The 17,841-nt window shown below is 71.8% G+C and carries 18 protein-coding genes; 12 read left to right on the forward strand and 6 right to left on the reverse strand.

Translation table 11 applies throughout. The features are described 5' to 3' along the window. The first annotated feature begins 6 nt into the window (after nucleotides 1-6). Nucleotides 7-651 carry a hypothetical protein gene (locus tag ACFYYT_RS31850; RefSeq protein WP_351826179.1) on the forward strand — a complete coding sequence of 215 codons (645 nt, stop codon included), beginning with the start codon at nucleotides 7-9 and terminating at the stop codon, nucleotides 649-651. Nucleotides 652-738: 87 nt separating this feature from the next. Here ACFYYT_RS31850 and ACFYYT_RS31855 read toward each other — a convergent pair whose 3' ends face one another. Then, nucleotides 739-1,497 carry a DUF3152 domain-containing protein gene (locus tag ACFYYT_RS31855; protein ID WP_351826180.1) on the reverse strand — a complete coding sequence of 253 codons (759 nt, stop codon included), beginning with the start codon at nucleotides 1,495-1,497 and terminating at the stop codon, nucleotides 739-741. 191 nt (nucleotides 1,498-1,688) lie between these two features. Here ACFYYT_RS31855 and ACFYYT_RS31860 point away from each other — a divergent pair, with 191 nt between their 5' ends. Together ACFYYT_RS31860 and ACFYYT_RS31865 are read left to right on the forward strand one after the other, a co-directional pair. Further along, nucleotides 1,689-2,381, forward strand: a complete 693-nt coding sequence (locus ACFYYT_RS31860) for a demethylmenaquinone methyltransferase (RefSeq protein ID WP_351826181.1) — start codon at nucleotides 1,689-1,691, stop codon at nucleotides 2,379-2,381. Nucleotides 2,382-2,387: 6 nt separating this feature from the next. Continuing rightward, nucleotides 2,388-3,314, forward strand: coding sequence for a glutaminase (locus ACFYYT_RS31865; protein ID WP_351826182.1), 927 nt, complete (start codon nucleotides 2,388-2,390; stop codon nucleotides 3,312-3,314). A gap of 601 nt (nucleotides 3,315-3,915) precedes the next feature. On the opposite strand, the gene ACFYYT_RS31870 is transcribed toward ACFYYT_RS31865, so the two are convergent. Next, entirely contained in the window at nucleotides 3,916-4,446 is a 531-nt protein-coding gene (locus ACFYYT_RS31870; protein ID WP_351826183.1) for a GNAT family N-acetyltransferase, read from the reverse strand. Nucleotides 4,447-4,545: 99 nt separating this feature from the next. On the opposite strand from ACFYYT_RS31870, the gene ACFYYT_RS31875 reads away from it, so the two are divergent. Then, complete coding sequence (locus ACFYYT_RS31875) at nucleotides 4,546-5,829, forward strand: geranylgeranyl reductase family protein (RefSeq protein ID WP_351826184.1); 1,284 nt, start codon at nucleotides 4,546-4,548, stop codon at nucleotides 5,827-5,829. Nucleotides 5,830-5,889: 60 nt separating this feature from the next. Here the strand turns inward: ACFYYT_RS31875 and ACFYYT_RS31880 are convergent, their stop codons facing one another. The 4 genes from ACFYYT_RS31880 to ACFYYT_RS31895 all read right to left on the reverse strand — a co-directional run bounded on the left by ACFYYT_RS31880 (nucleotide 5,890) and on the right by ACFYYT_RS31895 (nucleotide 8,009). After that, a complete protein-coding gene (locus ACFYYT_RS31880; RefSeq protein WP_351826185.1) occupies nucleotides 5,890-6,339 on the reverse strand; it encodes a DNA-binding protein in 450 nt (149 codons plus the stop codon). Then, entirely contained in the window at nucleotides 6,333-6,575 is a 243-nt protein-coding gene (locus tag ACFYYT_RS31885) for a hypothetical protein (RefSeq protein ID WP_351826186.1), read from the reverse strand. The genes ACFYYT_RS31880 and ACFYYT_RS31885 overlap by 7 nt, the downstream gene beginning before the upstream one ends. Before the next feature lie 137 nt (nucleotides 6,576-6,712). After that, nucleotides 6,713-6,973 carry a hypothetical protein gene (locus ACFYYT_RS31890; RefSeq protein ID WP_351826187.1) on the reverse strand — a complete coding sequence of 87 codons (261 nt, stop codon included), beginning with the start codon at nucleotides 6,971-6,973 and terminating at the stop codon, nucleotides 6,713-6,715. A 157-nt stretch (nucleotides 6,974-7,130) separates the two neighbouring features. Further along, complete coding sequence (locus ACFYYT_RS31895; RefSeq protein ID WP_351826188.1) at nucleotides 7,131-8,009, reverse strand: NlpC/P60 family protein; 879 nt, start codon at nucleotides 8,007-8,009, stop codon at nucleotides 7,131-7,133. A gap of 849 nt (nucleotides 8,010-8,858) precedes the next feature. Here ACFYYT_RS31895 and ACFYYT_RS31900 point away from each other — a divergent pair. From ACFYYT_RS31900 to nuoH, 8 genes are read left to right on the forward strand one after another with little or no spacing between them, the layout of a single operon-like run. Continuing rightward, on the forward strand, nucleotides 8,859-9,218 hold the full coding sequence (locus ACFYYT_RS31900; protein ID WP_030236351.1) for an NADH-quinone oxidoreductase subunit A: 360 nt from the start codon (nucleotides 8,859-8,861) through the stop codon (nucleotides 9,216-9,218). A gap of 15 nt (nucleotides 9,219-9,233) precedes the next feature. Next, complete coding sequence (locus tag ACFYYT_RS31905; protein WP_030162005.1) at nucleotides 9,234-9,788, forward strand: NADH-quinone oxidoreductase subunit B family protein; 555 nt, start codon at nucleotides 9,234-9,236, stop codon at nucleotides 9,786-9,788. Then, nucleotides 9,785-10,507 (forward strand): NADH-quinone oxidoreductase subunit C, encoded by a 723-nt coding sequence (locus ACFYYT_RS31910; RefSeq protein ID WP_351826189.1) that lies wholly within the window; start codon nucleotides 9,785-9,787, stop codon nucleotides 10,505-10,507. Before ACFYYT_RS31905 ends, ACFYYT_RS31910 begins: the two co-directional genes overlap by 4 nt. Continuing rightward, nucleotides 10,507-11,841: an NADH-quinone oxidoreductase subunit D gene (locus ACFYYT_RS31915; protein ID WP_351826190.1), complete on the forward strand. Its 1,335-nt coding sequence runs from the start codon at nucleotides 10,507-10,509 to the stop codon at nucleotides 11,839-11,841. The genes ACFYYT_RS31910 and ACFYYT_RS31915 overlap by 1 nt, the downstream gene beginning before the upstream one ends. Next, nucleotides 11,838-12,587, forward strand: coding sequence for an NADH-quinone oxidoreductase subunit NuoE (gene nuoE, locus ACFYYT_RS31920; protein ID WP_351826191.1), 750 nt, complete (start codon nucleotides 11,838-11,840; stop codon nucleotides 12,585-12,587). The genes ACFYYT_RS31915 and nuoE overlap by 4 nt, the downstream gene beginning before the upstream one ends. Beyond that, nucleotides 12,587-13,936 carry an NADH-quinone oxidoreductase subunit NuoF gene (gene nuoF / locus ACFYYT_RS31925; protein WP_351826192.1) on the forward strand — a complete coding sequence of 450 codons (1,350 nt, stop codon included), beginning with the start codon at nucleotides 12,587-12,589 and terminating at the stop codon, nucleotides 13,934-13,936. The genes nuoE and nuoF overlap by 1 nt, the downstream gene beginning before the upstream one ends. Continuing rightward, on the forward strand, nucleotides 13,933-16,449 hold the full coding sequence (locus tag ACFYYT_RS31930) for an NADH-quinone oxidoreductase subunit G (RefSeq protein WP_351826193.1): 2,517 nt from the start codon (nucleotides 13,933-13,935) through the stop codon (nucleotides 16,447-16,449). Before nuoF ends, ACFYYT_RS31930 begins: the two co-directional genes overlap by 4 nt. Continuing rightward, nucleotides 16,446-17,804 (forward strand): NADH-quinone oxidoreductase subunit NuoH, encoded by a 1,359-nt coding sequence (gene nuoH, locus ACFYYT_RS31935; protein WP_351831743.1) that lies wholly within the window; start codon nucleotides 16,446-16,448, stop codon nucleotides 17,802-17,804. Before ACFYYT_RS31930 ends, nuoH begins: the two co-directional genes overlap by 4 nt. Nucleotides 17,805-17,841: the final 37 nt, after the last annotated feature.

Consider the following 17,841-nt stretch of genomic DNA (forward strand, 5'->3'; position numbering starts at 1 on the left):
CGCCCGATGCTCACGCTGCACACCGCCGAACTCCTCCTCACCGGGCCGGGGTCCACGCCGCTCGCGGGCGGCGCGGTCCTGGTCGAGGGCGACCGCATCGCCGGCACCGGCCCGTACGAGGAGCTCGCGGCCGCCGCCCCGCACGCCCGGGTCCGCCGCTGGCCCGGGGTGCTCACCCCGGGGCTGCTGGTGCGCGGCGCGGACGAGCTGCTGGAGCGGACGTACTACCCGGACGACCCGTACGAGGTCACCGAGCTCGGCGCCGGCCCGATCACCGGGGCCGCGGCGCTCGACGCCCTGAAGATGACCGACGCCCGCTGGGGCAACAGCGCCCGGCGCGGTACGCAGAAGCTCCTCGCGCGCGGGGTGGTCGCCGTCGCCGGGCGGTTCACCGTCCCGTCGGTGCGCACCGCCGTGGTCCGCTCGGGCCTGACCGTGCTGCCGCCGCTGCCCTACGGGGGCCCGCCGTCCCTGGACCCGCTCGCCGGGCGGGCGGACCCGGGGGAGGCCTTCCACGGGGTGCTGGAGGCGGGGGCCGCGGCCCGGTTCGCGGTGTTCGCGGTCGCCGGTCCGGCGGAGCTGCCGGAGCGGGGCGCGACGGCCTGTGTGGCCACCGTCATCGGCGGCCGGCTGCTGCACCGCCGCCGCTGAGCCGGGGCCGGGGCCGGGCCGGGCCGGGGGCCGGGCTGGGGCCCGCGCCGGGGCCCGCGCCGGGGTGCGGCTGCGCTCGGGCCGGGCTCAGGGGACGGGCGGGCCCGCGAGGTAGGTGCCGTCCGCCGCGTACGGCCAGGCGTTCGGAGTACAGCCGAGCAGCCCCTTGATCTGCTGCATCATCGCCGGGGCGGGCGCGCCCGGGCGCGGGCAGGTCTCGTGCTCGTGACCGAGCTCGTGGCCCACCTCGTGGTTGACGATCAGCGCCCGGTACTCGGCCACCGGGCCCGCGAACTGCGGGGACCCCTCCTGCCAGCGCTTGAGGTTGACCACGACGGTGTGGCCCACCCGGCAGTTGGTCTCCCCGACGAGCTCCGGGGTGACCACCTCGCACAGCCGGTCGGTGGTGCCCGGGGAGGCGATCTTCACGGTGAAGTCCACCGGCTCCCCGCGCCCGGCCAGCCGGAAGCCGTTCGCGGGATCCCGTATCCAGCCGCGCCGGTCCCCGAGGATCGCCTCGACGGCGCGGGCCGCCGCGTCCGGGTCCACCCCGCTGCCCCGCTCCGTCTCCACCCGCCAGCGCAGTGCGGGCCCCTGCCCCTGGGCCCTGCCGCTGACGGAGGAGGCCGTGAACCCCGGTGAGGCGGCCGTGGCCCCTCCCGGTGCGGTCCGCTCCGCGGGCCGGGCGTCGGCGGGCGGGCCGCCGGCCGGGTCTCCGGCCGGGCCGCCGCACCGGTAGGCGGCCACGGACAGGGCGGCTAACGCCCCTGCGGTCAGGACCGTGCGGCGCAGCCTCCGGAACCGCTCGCTCCGCCGGGCGCTGCTGACTGTCTTGCCTGTCGGCATCCTCGAAACCCTTTGTTCGCCATGTCCCTCCAGTGTGCCGGGCGCCGCTGTGGCCCCGCCGGACCGGCGCCCGGGCCGGTGGTGGGGCGGCCGGGCGGCCGGGGCAGCGGTCGGGGCGGGGCGGCGGCCTGAGAGGATGGCCCCGTACCCGCCGACCGGCAGATCCACCGAGCACCGAGGGGCCAACACCAGTGACAAGGGCTTCCCTGGACAAGCAGCCGCACGAAGTCGCCTCCATGTTCGACGGCGTGGCCGCGAACTACGACCTCACCAACGACGTCCTGTCCCTCGGCCAGGCCCGGCTGTGGCGCAAGGAGGTCGCCAAGGCGGTCGCCGCCCGCCCCGGGCAGCTGGTGCTCGACCTGGCGGCCGGGACCGCGACCTCCTCGCTGCCCTTCGCCGCGACCGGCGCCTACGTCGTCCCCTGCGACTTCTCCCTCGGCATGCTCAGCGAGGGCAAGAAGCGCAACCCGTGGCTGCCGCTGACGGCGGGCGACGCGACGAAGCTGCCCTTCAAGGACGGCGTCTTCGACACCGTGACGATCTCCTTCGGGCTGCGCAACGTCCAGGACACCGAGGCCGCGCTGAGCGAGCTGTACCGGGTCACCAAGCCCGGCGGCCAGGTCGTGATCTGCGAGTTCTCGCAGCCCACCTGGGCCCCCTTCCGGACCGTCTACACCGAGTACCTGATGCGCGCCCTGCCGCCGGTGGCCCGCGCGGTCTCCTCCAACCCCGACGCGTACGTGTACCTCGCCGAGTCCATCCGCGAGTGGCCCGACCAGCCGGCCCTGGCCGCGCTCCTGCAGAAGGCGGGCTGGGGCAAGGTCGCCTGGCGGAACCTGAGCGGTGGCATCGTCGCTCTGCACCGCGGGGTCAAGGCGTAGCCGACCGTGGCGAACCGGCCCTACGACTACGCGGAACTCCTGGAGCGGATCGCGGCGGACGTCGCCCCGCTCGTGGGCAGCGGCACCCCCGCCGAGTACATCCCGGCCCTGGCCTCCGTCGACCCCGGGCAGTTCGGGATGGCCCTGGCCGACCTCGACGGCAACGTCTACGGGGCCGGGGACTGGCGGACCCCGTTCTCCGCGCAGTCCGTCACCAAGGTCTTCGCGCTGGCGCTGGCCCTGGCGGAGGGCGGCGACAGCCTGTGGGAGCGGGTGGGGCGGGAGCCGTCCGGCAACCCGTTCAACTCCCTCGTCCAGCTGGAGTACGAGAACGGCATCCCCCGCAACCCCTTCATCAACGCGGGGGCGCTCGTCGTCACCGACCGGCTGCAGACCCTGACCGGCGACGCGAGCAGCGAACTCCTGGACTTCCTGCGGCAGGAGAGCGGCAACCCGGAGATCGGCTTCGACGCGGAGGTGGCGGCCTCCGAGCAGGAGCACGGCGACCGCAACGCGGCCGTCGCACACTTCATGGCCTCCTACGGCAACCTCGACAACCCGGTGCCGGCGCTGCTCGACCACTACTTCTGGCAGTGCTCCATCGAGATGAGCTGCGGGGACCTGGCCCTGGCCGGACGGTTCCTGGCCCGGCACGGACTGCGGGCGGACGGCTCGCGGCTGCTGACGCGCAGCGAGGCGAAGCAGATCAACGCGGTGATGCTGACCTGTGGGACGTACGACGCGGCGGGGGAGTTCGCCTACCGGGTCGGCCTGCCGGGCAAGAGCGGGGTCGGCGGGGGCATTATCGCGGTCGTCCCGGGCCGCTGCACCCTCGCGGTCTGGAGCCCCGGCCTCGACGCCCAGGGCAACTCGGTCGCCGGCGTAGCCGCCCTGGACCGCTTCACCACCCTGACCGGCCTGTCCATTTTCTGACGCGCCGCTCGCGCGCCTCGGCCGCAGGCGGCCTCCGCGGCTTCGCGCCGCTGCGCCGGACTCCGTCCGCCGTCCCCCCGGCCGGGGCCGCTGCCCTCGGCTGCTGTCCGCCCGTCGCCCGCTCCCGCTGCGCGGTGCTCGCCCCTCCCCGCCCTTCCACCGTTCCCGCCTCAAGCGCCGGCGCGGCTCACCACACGGCGCTCCGCGCCCGCGCCTCAATCGCCGGCGGGGCTGAAGTGTCTGGCGGGGCTCACCACACGGCGCTCCGCGCCTGCGCCTCAATCGCCGGCGGGGCTGGGGTGTCCGGCGCGGCGCACTTCACTCCATGCGGGGCTGGAGTGTCCGGTGCCGGGTCGTGAGATCCAGCCTCGCCGGCGTTTGAGGCGCGGGGGTCCGGGGGCTGGCCCCCGGCAGCGGCGCCGCACGCGCGACGGGTCCGGGCGGAGCCCGGGGAACGGGGGAAGGGCGGGTCGGGGACAAAGCCCCGCGCAGCGGCACCGCAGCCGCCCTCCCCGCACGCAGCCCCCGCACGGCGAGTGCCCGTCGGCAGCCCCCCACCGCGAACGCGCCCCCGGATCCCGGAGCACGGCGGGTCCGGGGGTCAGGCCTCCGTGAGGGAGAGTTCGTAGCGGCGGCCCGTGCGGCGGCCGCCCGGGAGGGGGAAGACGCCGGCCAGGGTCATGCCGAGGCGTTCCGCCACCGCCGCCGAGCGGACGTTCGCGTCGTCGATCATCGCCACCACCTGCGGAACCCCCGCCCCCCGCAGCCGCTCCAGCGTCGCCAGCGCAGCGGCGTACGCGTAGCCCCGCCCCCACGCGGACCGCCCCAGCCGCCAGCCGATCTCGATCTCCCCGACCGGCCCCCACTCCTTCTCCGCCGGCCACGGCTGCGCCCCGGTGAAGCCGATGACCTCCCCCTGCCCGTCCAGCAGCGTCCACAGGCAGTAGCCGAGCCGCGCGTCGTGCAGCCGCTGCCGGGCGGTGAACTCCTCGTACATGAACAGCTCGGCCGGCCCGCCGAGGAACTCCATCACCTCGGGGTCGTCGAAGAGCCGGTGCCAGGCGTGCGCGTCCTCGTCGGTCGGGACGCGCAGCCGCACGTCGGGGAGTGGCCGGATGGGCGAGGTGGTCATCGGGGCAGCCCTTCGGGTTCGTGATCTCTCTCGCTGAATAGACTGCGTCATGTTCCGTGCCGTTGGGCACCCCTTATCGAGCCTTCGGGAGACCCCGCAGTGACCGAGCCCCTCTCCGAACACTCCGCGGATGTGATCGTCGTCGGTGCCGGGCCCGCCGGCTCGACCACCGCCTACTACCTCGCCAAGGCCGGACTGGACGTCCTGCTCCTGGAGAAGACGGCGTTCCCGCGCGAGAAGGTCTGCGGGGACGGTCTGACCCCGCGGGCGACCAAACAGCTGGTGTCCATGGGCATCGACGTCTCCGAAGAGGCCGGCTGGCTCCGCAACAAGGGCCTGCGCATCATCGGCGGCGGCCAGCGCCTCCAGCTGGACTGGCCGGAACTGGCCTCGTACCCGGACTACGGACTCGTCCGCAAGCGCGACGACTTCGACGAGACCCTGGCCCGCCAGGCGCAGAAGGCCGGGGCCCGGCTGTACGAGCGCTGCAACGTCGGCGAGCCGGTCCGCGACCCCCGCACCGGCCACATCACCGGTGTGCAGGCGAAGCTGGGCGAGGAGAAGACCCCGGTCACCTTCCACGCCCCGCTCGTCGTCGCGGCGGACGGCAACTCCTCGCGGATCTCCCTGGCGATGGGCCTGCACCGGCGCGAGGACCGCCCGATGGGCGTCGCCGTGCGCACGTACTTCACCTCGCCCCGGCACGACGACGACTACCTGGAGTCGTGGCTGGAGCTGTGGGACCGGCGCGGCACCCAGGACCGGCTGCTGCCCGGCTACGGCTGGATCTTCGGCATGGGCGACGGTACGTCCAACGTCGGCCTGGGCATCCTCAACTCCTCCTCCGCGTTCAAGGAGCTGGACTGGCGCGAGGTCCTCAAGGCCTGGTGCGCGTCCATGCCGGAGGACTGGGGGTACACGCCCGAGAACATGACGCAGCCGATCCGCGGCGCGGCCCTGCCGATGGCGTTCAACCGCCAGCCGCACTACACCAAGGGCCTGCTGCTGGTCGGTGACGCGGGCGGCCTCGTCAACCCGTTCAACGGCGAGGGCATCGCCTATGCGATGGAGTCGGGGCAGATCGCCGCCGAGGTCATCGTGCAGGCCCACGCCCGGGCCACTCCGGCGCAGCGCGAACTGGCGCTGCACGGCTACCCGAAGGTGCTGAAGGAGACCTACGGCGGCTACTACACGCTGGGCCGCGCGTTCGTGAAGCTGATCGGCAACCCGAAGGTCATGAAGATCGCCGCGCAGCGGGGCCTGACGCACCCGGTGCTGATGCGGTTCACGCTGAAGATGCTGGCGAACCTGACCGACCCGACGGGCGGCGACGCGATGGACCGCATCATCAACGGCCTCTCGAAGGTGGCGCCCCGCGCGTGACCGGTCAACGCCGGGCCGTTCGATGGGGAGTCGAGCGGCCCGGCTCACGGCTGTTGGCCGTCAGACGTTGACGATCTTCACCTTCGGTGAGCCGGGGAGCTCCTCGGCGGCCTTGCACAGCGCCGGGATGTGCGACTTGTCAGAAGTGACGAGCAGGACCGGGGGAGTGCAGAGTGCGGCCGTGGCCACCACCAGTGCGTCCACGAGGCATTCGTGCCCGTCTAGGCCCGAGGCGTCCAGCAGCTTCGCTGCGGCTTCTGTCACCGCGTCGTTGACCGGTTTCACGTCGAACCGGGACAGCAGGAACTGGAGCCGCTTGGCGGCTTCTCCTGTTCGGCGCACCTCCAAGGGCGTCAGTGCGGACAGCGCCACGCGTCGGCCGCTCTGCTGAGCGACTTCGATACGTGCACGCATCCCGTCGTCACCGTCGACGTGCAGTGAAAGTCCCTGGGCGTCCAGGAAGAGCGTGCCCTCGCTCTTTGCCTTGATCTTGAGGCGCTTGCTTACCACTCCTGCTCCGCCTGCCGCCGAGCTTCCGCGGAGACGGGGCCGAAGGCCTTGCGGTCGGCGGTCACGACCTCGCGGAGCTTCTGCGCGGCGAGCCATTCCTCCAGGGCTTCGGCCACAACGGAAGAGAACCCGCTCTTGCCCGCGCGTTCCTCTACTTCCTTGATCAACGACTGGGCGAGCGACACGGATCTCTTGCCGGCCCGCTCGGCGGCCTGGGGTGCCACGTGGCTGCTCATGCCTAAAACGTACCACCGCCGGTAGGAAATTTCTCGTCCGATGGCTGCCCCAGTGGAACCGAGGTGGCGCCGAAGGCCTGACGCCGGGGGCCGCGGGTGCCCCTCAGAGCCGCTCTCCGGGTTTCCCGGGGGGCGGTTCAGGCGTTTCCGGGGTCCCCGGGGGTGTCCGGGCCGCCGTGGACCGTGCGCACGCAGCGGGTCAGGAGCACGAGTCCGGACACCAGGAGGGCGCCCGACACGGTCCAGCCGAGGCCGAGGGTCAGGACATGTCCGGGTTTGTGCCAGGGGCGGGCGGTGGTCAACAGCCAGCCTCCGACGGCGAGGAGGGCGAGCCCGGCGGCCGCGGGGACGGCGGTGGGGTCGCCGGTGCCGGGGTCCTCGTAGGACGGTCTGCTCACCGGATCACCACCTCCAGGTCTTCGTGCGGCGTGCCCGCCCATCTTCGCAGGAGCCCGGCGCCCGCGGTACCGGTTCCCGCATCCGGTGCGCGGGGGTACGCCGGAGGGCCGGCCCTCCCGAGCGGGGGAGTGCCGGCCCTTCGAGCGAGCGCGGGGATCAGAGGACGCGGACGGCGCCCGTGGGCATGTCGTAGCTGAGGTTGCGCTCGACGATGCCGGTGCTGGGGTTCTGCGCACCGACGAACTTGCCGCCGCCGACGTAGATGGCGACGTGGTACGCGCTGCCCTTGGAGCCCCAGAAGAGGATGTCGCCGGGCTGGAGGTTGCTCAGCGAGACCGAGGTGCCGGCCAGGGACTGGTCCTGCGAGGTGCGGTCCAGGGAGATGCCGGCCTGGCGGTAGGCGGCCTGGACGAGGCCCGAGCAGTCGTACGCGGAGGAGCCGGTGGCGCCCATGACGTACGCCTTGCCGACCTGGGCGCGGGCGAAGTTCACGATGGCGGCGGCGGAGCCGGTCGCCTTGGAGGTGGAACCGGTGCTGGAGCCACTGCCGGTGCCGCCCTCGGACGGGGCGAAGCCGCCGTCGTCGGAGGCGGAGGCGGTGGTCAGCGAGGTGCGGCCGGAGCTGCGGCCCGCGCGCTCGGCGGCGGCCTTGCGGTCGGCCTCCTGCTTGGCCTTCTGCTCGGCGGCCTTGGTGGCGTCGTCCTTGGCCTGCTTCGCCTCGGCGGCGGCTCCCGTACGGGCGCTCTCCTCCTGGGCGTTCAGCTCGCCGGTGACGGCGGCTTCCACGGCGGCGATGCGGGTGGTCTCGGCGGCCGTGGTGACGGCGTTGGAGACCTCGGCGCCGAGGTTCAGGTCGAGCACGGGCATTTCGAGCGTCGTCTCGGCGACGGGCTCGGGGGACGAGGGGGTCGCGCTCGCGGTGCCGGCCATGGCCAGCGTGCTGAGGACGCCACCGGCAACTCCGGCGCGTACCGCGAGCTTCGAGGCGCTACGGCGCGGCTTCCGGTGGCTGGGTATGTGAGCGGTGTGGGACATGAGAACAACCGCTATCAGGGGTGCGGGGTCCGCTTCAAGAAACGTGGTCTGCGCCACAGTTGCGGAAAACGCCCGCGAACCCGGCGCGCCGCGCCCCTTATTGACGCCGTAACGGGCTTAACGGACACCCTTTCACAAGCCTGTGATCATGGGGTTTCAGTATTAAGTCCGAATTGATCCACTGCCTACCATCCAGTGGTACAGATGGCCAAGCCCCCTTTTGACGGCCCTTCCGAGGTGTGTCGCAGGTCACAGTTACCTGCCGCCGTGGGGGCGCCGTGACCGGTCCGTGATCCGACCGTGAAGTCCCCGTGCGGTTCGTGAACGGATGCACAGCATCCGCGCCCCCGCCGCCCGGCCGCCGGCTCCCGGCCATCCCGGCCATACCGCCCATTCCGGATTCGGCCCCTCCACTCCGCCTGCCCCGGGGACCCTCGTCCACTCCGGTACGCCGGATATCCCCCGTCCGAGGGGGTTGATTCCTTTACCACTTGGGCCGTCGCCCCGCCAATTTGCCTGCGCCCGCCATCATTTGATAGGGCGACACGCCTTCCACCTGCGACGACGAGCCCGGATGTCACCTTTGGTGATCATGTGGATGCCTTGCGTACGAAGATCACCACTCATCGGACTTCATGATCGTTCGTCAGGTGGTGGAGATCACAAACTCGGTGTTGTTACCCGTGTCGCAGATCACAGACCGGCAGGCATAAGATGCGCATCAGCCCGGCTTGTGAACTGCCTCACATGCGATCCCCCCGACCTGCGGGGCGATCTTCGCGAGGCGGAGCACTCGGCGCCGGAGCGCAGCGGTCCAACGGTCAAGGACGACTGGAAGGAGCGAGGAGCGTGAATGCGTACGCACCCATCCTCGTGCTCGGCGCCATCGGCGCAGGGTTTGCGATCTTCTCCGTGGTCATGGCCACGCTGATCGGCCCAAAACGGTACAACCGGGCGAAGCTTGAAGCCTACGAGTGCGGCATCGAGCCCACGCCCCTGCCCGCCGGCGGCGGACGCTTCCCCATCAAGTACTACCTGACGGCGATGCTCTTCATCGTCTTCGACATCGAGATCGTCTTCCTCTACCCCTGGGCCGTCACCTTCGACTCCCTGGGGATCTTCGGGCTCGTCGAGATGCTCCTCTTCGTGCTCACCGTCTTCGTCGCCTACGCCTACGTGTGGCGCCGCGGCGGCCTGGAATGGGACTGAGGGGCTGAATTTTCCATGGGACTGGAAGAGAAGCTGCCGAGCGGCTTCCTGCTGACCACCGTCGAACAGGCCGCGGGATGGGTGCGCAAGTCATCCGTCTTCCCGGCGACCTTCGGCCTGGCGTGCTGCGCCATCGAGATGATGACCACCGGAGCCGGCCGCTACGACCTGGCCCGTTTCGGCATGGAGGTCTTCCGCGGTTCCCCGCGCCAGGCCGACCTCATGATCGTGGCGGGACGCGTCAGCCAGAAGATGGCGCCGGTGCTCCGGCAGGTGTACGACCAGATGCCCGCTCCCAAGTGGGTCATCTCCATGGGTGTGTGCGCCTCTTCGGGCGGAATGTTCAACAACTACGCGATCGTCCAGGGCGTCGACCACATCGTCCCGGTGGACATCTACCTCCCCGGCTGCCCGCCCCGCCCCGAGATGCTGATGGACGCGATCCTCAAGCTCCACCAGAAGATCCAGGGCGGCAAGCTCGGCGTGAACCGGGAAGAGGCGGCCCGCGAGGCGGAGGAGGCGGCCCTCAAGGCCCTCCCCACCATCGAGATGAAGGGGCTCCTTCGGTGAGCGACGACCCCGCCGTCGAGAACGGCAACAACCTCCCCGCCCCCCGCACCTCGGCCGGGCCCGAGGTCATCGGGGTGCGCAAGGGCATGTTCGGGGCCGACAAGGGCGGCGACACCAGCGGCTACGGCGGCCTCGTCCGCGCCGTGGCCCTGCCCGGCGCCTCCGCCCGGCCCTACGGCTCCTACTTCGACGAGGTGGCCGACGAGCTGGAGGGCGCGCTGGAGGAGCAGGACCTGGTCCCCGGCAACGCCATCGAGAAGACGGTGGTCGACCGGGGCGAGATCACCTTCCACATCGCCCGCGAGCACCTCGTCCGGGTGGCCTCCACCCTGCGCGACGACCCGGCCCTGCGCTTCGAGCTCTGCACCGGCGTCAGCGGCGTCCACTTCCCCGGGGACAAGGGCCGCGAGCTGCACGCCGTCTACCACCTGCGTTCGCTCACCCACGGCCGGATCGTCCGGCTGGAGGTCTCGGTGCCGGACGACGACCCGCGCGTCCCCTCGCTCGTCGCGGTCTACCCGACCAACGACTGGCACGAGCGCGAGGCGTACGACTTCTTCGGCATCGTCTTCGACGGCCACCCGGCCCTCACCCGGATCATGATGCCGGACGACTGGCAGGGCTTCCCCCAGCGCAAGGACTACCCGCTCGGCGGCATCGCGATCGAGTACAAGGGCGCCCAGATCCCGGCTCCCGACCAGCGGAGGTCGTACAGCTGATGAACACCCCCAACGCGTCGCACCCCGCCTCCTCCAGGGAGACCACCGAGGGCCCCGTCTACACCGTCACCGGCGGCGACTGGGACGAGATCGTCCAGTCGGCGGCCCGTGCCGACGACGAGCGCATCGTCGTCAACATGGGCCCCCAGCACCCCTCCACCCACGGGGTGCTCCGCCTGATCCTGGAGATCGACGGCGAGACCGTCACCGAGGCCCGCTGCGGCATCGGCTACCTGCACACCGGCATCGAGAAGAACCTCGAATTCCGGAACTGGACGCAGGGCACCACCTTCGTCACGCGCATGGACTACCTGACGCCGTTCTTCAACGAGACCGCCTACTGCCTCGGCGTCGAGAAGCTCCTCGGCATCACCGAGCAGGTCCCGGACCGCGCCACCGTCATCCGCGTCCTGCTGATGGAGCTCAACCGGCTCTCCTCCCACCTGGTGTGCATCGCCACCGGCGGCATGGAGCTGGGCGCGACCACGATCATGATCTACGGGTTCCGGGACCGCGAGCTGATCCTCGACATCTTCGAGCTGATCACCGGCCTGCGCATGAACCACGCGTTCGTCCGCCCCGGCGGCCTCGCCCAGGACCTGCCCCCGGGCGCGGTCGACCAGCTGCGCGAGTTCGTGAAGACCATGAAGAAGAACCTGCCGGAGTACGACAAGCTCGCCACCGGCAACCCCATCTTCAAGGCCCGCATGCAGGACGTCGGCTACCTCGACCTCACCGGCTGCATGGCGCTCGGCGCCACCGGCCCGATCCTGCGCTCCGCCGGCCTGCCGCACGACCTGCGCAAGGCGGAACCGTACTGCGGATACGAGACCTACGAATTCGACGTCCCCACCACCGAGAGCTGTGACTCCTACGGACGCTTCCTCGTCCGCCTGGAGGAGATGCGCCAGTCCCTGCGGATCGTCGAGCAGTGCCTGGACCGGCTGGAGCCCGGCCCGGTCATGGTCGCCGACAAGAAGATCGCCTGGCCCGCACAGCTCGCGATGGGACCCGACGGCCTCGGCAACTCCCTCGACCACATCAAGAACATCATGGGCACCTCCATGGAGGCCCTGATCCACCACTTCAAGCTGGTGACCGAGGGCTTCCGGGTACCGGCCGGCCAGGCGTACGCCGCCGTCGAATCCCCCAAGGGCGAGCTCGGGGTGCACGTCGTCTCCGACGGCGGCACGCGCCCCTACCGGGTCCACTTCCGCGACCCGTCCTTCACCAACCTCCAGGCCATGGCCGCGATGTGCGAGGGCGGCCAGGTCGCCGACGTCATCGTGGCCGTCGCCTCGATCGACCCCGTGATGGGAGGCGTCGACCGATGACAGACGTGCAACTGGGCATGCCGCAGCTGCCCGCCCCCGACTTCCCCGCGGAGGTCCGGGCCCGGCTGGAGGCCGACGCGGCCGAGGTCATCGCCCGCTACCCCGACAGCCGCTCCGCGCTGCTGCCGCTGCTGCACCTGACGCAGTCCGAGGAGGGCCACGTCTCGCGCACCGGCATCCGCTTCTGCGCCGAGGTGCTGGGGCTGACCACCGCCGAGGTCACCGCGGTCGCCACCTTCTACACGATGTACCGGCGGCGGCCCTCCGGGGACTACCAGGTCGGCGTCTGCACCAACACCCTGTGCGCCGTCATGGGCGGCGACGCCATCTTCGACGAGCTCAAGCAGCACCTGGGCGTCGGCAACAACGAGACCACCCCCGACGGCAAGGTCACGCTGGAGCACATCGAGTGCAACGCGGCCTGCGACTACGCCCCCGTGGTGATGGTCAACTGGGAGTTCTTCGACAACCAGACCCCCGCCTCCGCCAAGGCCCTCGTCGACGACCTGCTGGCCGGCCGCCCCGTCGAGCCGACCCGGGGCGCGCCGCTGTGCACGTACAAGGAGACCGCCCGGATCCTGGCGGGCTTCCCCGACGAGCGCGAGGGAGCCGTCGCGGCCGGCGGCGGCGCCGGTCCCGCCTCGCTGATCGGTCTGCGCATCGCCCGCGGCGAGGCCCCGCACGCGCCGGTGGTCCACCCGCGCGGCGAGTCCCGGGGCACCGCCACCACCGAGGGAGGGGAGTGATGACCGTGTCGGCGGAACTGAGCAAGAACGGCACCAGTCCGGAGAAGCTCCTCGCGCCCGTCCTGTCGGCGTTCTGGGACGAGCCCGAGTCCTGGACGCTGGAGACCTACCGGCGCCACGAGGGGTACGAGGGCCTGCGCAAGGCGCTGGAGATGACCCCGGACGAGGTGATCGCGTACGTCAAGGACTCCGGACTGCGCGGCCGCGGCGGCGCCGGCTTCCCCACCGGAATGAAGTGGCAGTTCATTCCGCAGGGCGACGGCAAGCCGCACTACCTCGTCGTGAACGCGGACGAGTCGGAACCGGGGACCTGCAAGGACATCCCGCTCCTCTTCGCCAACCCGCACTCCCTCATCGAGGGCATGATCATCGCCTGCTACGCGATCCGCTCGGAGCACGCCTTCATCTACCTGCGCGGCGAGACCGTCCCCGTCCTGCGGCGCCTGCACGAGGCCGTGCGCGAGGCGTACGCGGCCGGATACCTCGGCAAGGACATCGGCGGCAGCGGACGCACCCTCGACATCACGGTGCACGCGGGCGCGGGCGCGTACATCTGCGGCGAGGAGACGGCGCTGCTCGACTCCCTCGAAGGCCGCCGCGGCCAGCCCCGGCTGCGGCCCCCCTTCCCCGCCGTCGAGGGCCTCTACGCCTGCCCCACCGTCGTCAACAACGTCGAATCCATCGCCTCGGTTCCCGCGATCCTCAACCGGGGCAAGGACTGGTTCAAGGCGATGGGGACGGAGAAGTCCCCCGGCTTCACGCTCTACTCGCTCTCTGGCCACGTCGTCGGCCCCGGCCAGTACGAGGCCCCCCTCGGCATCACCCTGCGCCAGCTCCTCGACATGAGCGGCGGGATGCGCCCCGGGCACCGGCTGAAGTTCTGGACCCCCGGCGGCTCCTCCACCCCCATGTTCACCGACGAGCACCTCGACGTCCCGCTCGACTACGAGGGCGTGGGCGCGGCCGGCTCCATGCTCGGCACCAAGGCCCTGCAGTGCTTCGACGAGACCACCTGCGTGGTCCGGGCCGTGACCCGCTGGACCGAGTTCTACGCCCACGAGTCCTGCGGCAAGTGCACCCCCTGCCGGGAGGGCACGTACTGGCTCGTCCAGCTGCTGCGCGACATCGAGGCCGGCAAGGGCGTCATGTCCGACCTCGACAAGCTCAACGACATCGCCGACAACATCAACGGCAAGTCGTTCTGCGCCCTCGGCGACGGCGCCGCCAGCCCCATCTTCTCCTCGCTGAAGTACTTCCGGGCGGAGTACGAGCAGCACATCACCGGCAAGGGCTGCCCCTTCGACCCCAAGAAGTCGACCCTCTGGGCTGACTCGGAGGTGAACGCATGACCGTCACCACGAACGCTCCGACCGGTGGCGGAGAGGCCGCCCGGCGGCCGCAGGACGCCGAGAACACGGTGTCGCTGACCATCGACGGACTGGAACTGTCGGTACCCAAGGGCACCCTCGTCATCCGGGCCGCCGAACAGCTCGGCATCGAGATCCCCCGGTTCTGCGACCACCCCCTCCTCTCCCCGGCCGGCGCCTGCCGCCAGTGCATCGTCGAGGTAGAGGGCCAGCGCAAGCCGATGGCCTCCTGCACCATCACCTGCACCGACGGCATGGTCGTCAAGACCCAGCTCACCTCCCCGGTCGCCGACAAGGCCCAGCGCGGGGTGATGGAGCTGCTGCTCATCAACCACCCGCTGGACTGTCCCGTCTGCGACAAGGGCGGCGAGTGCCCGCTGCAGAACCAGGCGATGTCCCACGGCAACGCCGAATCCCGCTTCGAGGGCCACAAGCGGACCTACGAGAAGCCGGTCGCCATCTCCACCCAGGTGCTCCTGGACCGCGAGCGCTGCGTGCTCTGCGCGCGCTGCACCCGCTTCTCCAACGAGATCGCCGGCGACCCGATGATCGAGCTGCTGGAACGCGGCGCGCTCCAGCAGGTCGGCACCGGCGAGGGCGACCCCTTCGAGTCGTACTTCTCCGGCAACACCATCCAGATCTGCCCCGTCGGCGCCCTCACCTCGGCCGCCTACCGGTTCCGCTCCCGCCCCTTCGACCTCGTCTCCTCCCCGAGCGTGTGCGAGCACTGCGCGGGCGGCTGCGCGACCCGGACCGACCACCGGCGCGGCAAGGTGCTGCGCCGGCTCGCCGCCGAGGACCCCGAGGTCAACGAGGAGTGGATCTGCGACAAGGGCCGCTTCGCGTTCCGCTACGCGCAGCGCCCCGACCGGCTCACCACCCCGCTGGTGCGCGGCGCCGACGGGATCCTCGCCCCGGCGAGCTGGCCGGAGGCCCTGGAGGCCGCCGCCGCCGGGCTCGTCGCCGCGCGCGGCCGGGCCGGGGTCCTGACCGGCGGCCGGCTCACCGTCGAGGACGCGTACGGGTACGCCAAGTTCGCCCGGGTCGTCCTGGACACCAACGACATCGACTTCCGGGCCCGCGTGCACAGCGCGGAGGAGGCCGACTTCCTGGCCGCCTCCGTGGCCGGCACCGGCAAGGACCTCGACCGCACCGGCGTCACGTACGCCTCCCTGGAGGCGGCCCCGGCCGTCCTCCTCGCCGGCATCGAGGCCGAGGAGGAGGCCCCCGGGGTCTTCCTGCGGCTACGCAAGGCCCACCGCAAGCACAAGCAGCGGACCTTCGCCCTGGCGCCCTTCGCCACCCGGGGCCTGGCCAAGGCGGGCGGCACCCTGCTCGCCGCCGCCCCCGGCACCGAGCCCGCCTGGCTGGCCGCCCTCGCCACCCGCACCGGCCTGGAGGCCGGCGGGGCCGAGGCCGCCGAAGCGCTCCGCACGCCCGGCGCGGTCATCGTGGTGGGGGAGCGCCTCGCCGGCGTTCCCGGCGCGCTGACCGCCGCCGTACGCGCGGCCACCGCGACCGGGGCCCGGCTGATGTGGATCCCGCGCCGGGCCGGGGAGCGGGCCGCGCTGGAGGCGGGCGCGCTCGCCGCGCTGCTGCCGGGCGGCCGCCCCGCCACCGACCCGCGGGCCCGTGACGAGGTTGCCACGGCCTGGGGGCTGGACGAGCTCCCGCACCGCTACGGCCGTGACACCGGGCAGATCGTCGAGGCCGCCGCCACCCGCGAACTGTCCGCCCTGCTGATCGGCGGCGTCGAGATCGACGACCTGCCGGACCCGGAGCGGGCCCGGGCCGCGCTGAAGGAGGCCTTCGTGGTCTCCCTCGAACTGCGGCCCGGCGAGGTCACCGACCACGCGGACGTGGTCCTGCCGGTCGCCGCCGTCGCGGAGAAGGCCGGCACCTTCATCAACTGGGAGGGCAGGGTCCGGCCGTTCGAGGCCGCGCTGAAGCCCGACCAGATGACCCGCCGCCTCGCCCCCGCCGACGCCCGCGTGCTGCACATGCTGGCCGACGCGGCCGGCCGGCCCCTCGCGCTGCCCGACGTACACGCCGTACGGCGCGAGCTGGAGCGGCTCGGCCCCTGGGAGGGGGAGCCGGCGGCGGAGCAGTCCACGGCCACCGAGCCGCTGCCCCGCCCCGGCGCGGGTGAGGCCGTCCTCGCGGGCCACCGGCTGCTGCTGGACCGGGGCCTCCTCCAGGACGGCGACGACGCCCTGGCCGGTACCCGGCACGAGGCGAACGCGCGGCTCTCGGCCGCCACCGCCGCCGAGACCGGCGTCAAGGACGGCGACGTCCTCGCCGTCACCGGCCCGGCCGGCTCGGTGGAACTCCCGCTGCGGATCACCGACATGCCCGACCGGGTCGTGTGGCTCCCGCTGAACTCCACGGGCTCCGGCGTCCTCGCCGACACCGGCGCCCGCCCGGGCACCCTCGTGCGCATCGGTCCGGCGACCCCGGCCGGCGCAGGCGACACCACTGCGGAGGTGGGCGCGTGAACGCGGTACAGCTCGCCGCGGAGGACCTTTCCCTCTTCGGCCGCGACGTCTGGTGGCTCGTCCTCGTCAAGGCGGTGTTCTGCTTCGCCTTCCTGATGGTGACGGTGCTCTTCTCCATCGTGTGGGAGCGCAAGGTCGTCGCCTGGATGCAGCTGCGCATCGGCCCCAACCGGCACGGACCGTGGGGCATGCTCCAGTCGCTCGCCGACGGCGTCAAGCTGATGCTGAAGGAAGACCTGATCGTCAAGCGGGCCGACAAGGTGGTGTACGTCCTGGCCCCGGTCATCGCGGCGATCCCGGCCTTCATGGCCATCGCGGTGATCCCCTTCGGCCCCTCGGGCAACGAGGTGTCCATCTTCGGACAGCGCACCACGATGCAGCTGACCGACCTGCCCATCGCGATGCTCTACGTCCTCGCGGTGGCCTCCGTCGGCATCTACGGCATCGTGCTGGCGGGCTGGTCCTCCGGCTCGACGTACCCGCTGCTCGGCGGTCTGCGCTCCTGCGCGCAGATGATCTCCTACGAGATCGCGATGGGCGCGGCCTTCGCCTCGGTCTTCCTCTACTCCGGGTCGATGTCGACCTCGGCGATCGTGGAGGCGCAGGCGGACCGCTGGTACATCATCCTGCTGCCGGTCTCCTTCATCATCTACGTGATCACGATGGTCGGCGAGACCAACCGCGCCCCCTTCGACATGCCGGAGTCCGAGGGCGACCTCGTCGGCGGCTTCAACACCGAGTACTCCTCCATCAAGTTCGCGCTGTTCATGCTGGCCGAGTACGTCAACATGGTCACCGTCTCCGCGGTCTCGGTCACCCTCTTCCTGGGCGGCTGGCGGGCCCCGGCGCCGATCTCCACGTACTGGGAGGGCGCGAACCACGGCTGGTGGCCGATGCTCTGGTTCGTCATCAAGGTGCAGCTGCTGCTGTTCTTCTTCATCTGGCTGCGCGGCACGCTCCCGCGCGTGCGGTACGACCAGCTGATGAAGCTCGGCTGGAAGGTGCTGATCCCGGTCTCCGTGGTCTGGCTGATGCTGGTGGCCACCGTCCGGGCGCTGCGCAACGAGGCGTACGACTTCAGCGCGATCGTCCTCTACGTGGGCGGGGCCGTCGTCGCGGTCCTGCTGCTCTCCTTCGTCGCGGACCTCTTCCGCGACAAACGCCACAAGGCCGCCGCCGAGGAGGCCGGAGCGGCCGCCGCGGCGGAGCCCTTCGACCCGATGGCGGGCGGCTTCCCCGTACCGCCCAAGCCCGGCCAGCACCTGGCACCCGTACCGCGCCGCAGGCCCCGCGCGGAGCGGGAGCTGATCGTCAGCGGCGGGGCGAACCCCGACAGTGACCGAGAGGAGGGTTGAGACGTGTCTGAGGAAAAGTGGCAGAACCCGGTGGCCG

Origin of the sequence: Streptomyces sp. NPDC002032 (genome assembly GCF_042890765.1) — a bacterium.
Classification (GTDB): Bacteria; Actinomycetota; Actinomycetes; order Streptomycetales; family Streptomycetaceae; genus Streptomyces.

Coding starts and splice junctions, on each gene's coding strand:
- ACFYYT_RS31915 (WP_351826190.1), top strand. CDS start 10,507: ATGAACACCCCCAACGCGTCGCACCCCGCCTCCTCCAGGGAGACCACC.
- ACFYYT_RS31930 (WP_351826193.1), top strand. CDS start 13,933: ATGACCGTCACCACGAACGCTCCGACCGGTGGCGGAGAGGCCGCCCGG.
- ACFYYT_RS31850 (WP_351826179.1), top strand. CDS start 7: ATGCTCACGCTGCACACCGCCGAACTCCTCCTCACCGGGCCGGGGTCC.
- ACFYYT_RS31885 (WP_351826186.1), bottom strand. CDS start 6,575: ATGAGCAGCCACGTGGCACCCCAGGCCGCCGAGCGGGCCGGCAAGAGA.
- nuoF (WP_351826192.1), top strand. CDS start 12,587: ATGACCGTGTCGGCGGAACTGAGCAAGAACGGCACCAGTCCGGAGAAG.
- ACFYYT_RS31895 (WP_351826188.1), bottom strand. CDS start 8,009: ATGTCCCACACCGCTCACATACCCAGCCACCGGAAGCCGCGCCGTAGC.
- ACFYYT_RS31855 (WP_351826180.1), bottom strand. CDS start 1,497: ATGCCGACAGGCAAGACAGTCAGCAGCGCCCGGCGGAGCGAGCGGTTC.
- ACFYYT_RS31870 (WP_351826183.1), bottom strand. CDS start 4,446: ATGACCACCTCGCCCATCCGGCCACTCCCCGACGTGCGGCTGCGCGTC.
- ACFYYT_RS31905 (WP_030162005.1), top strand. CDS start 9,234: ATGGGACTGGAAGAGAAGCTGCCGAGCGGCTTCCTGCTGACCACCGTC.
- nuoE (WP_351826191.1), top strand. CDS start 11,838: ATGACAGACGTGCAACTGGGCATGCCGCAGCTGCCCGCCCCCGACTTC.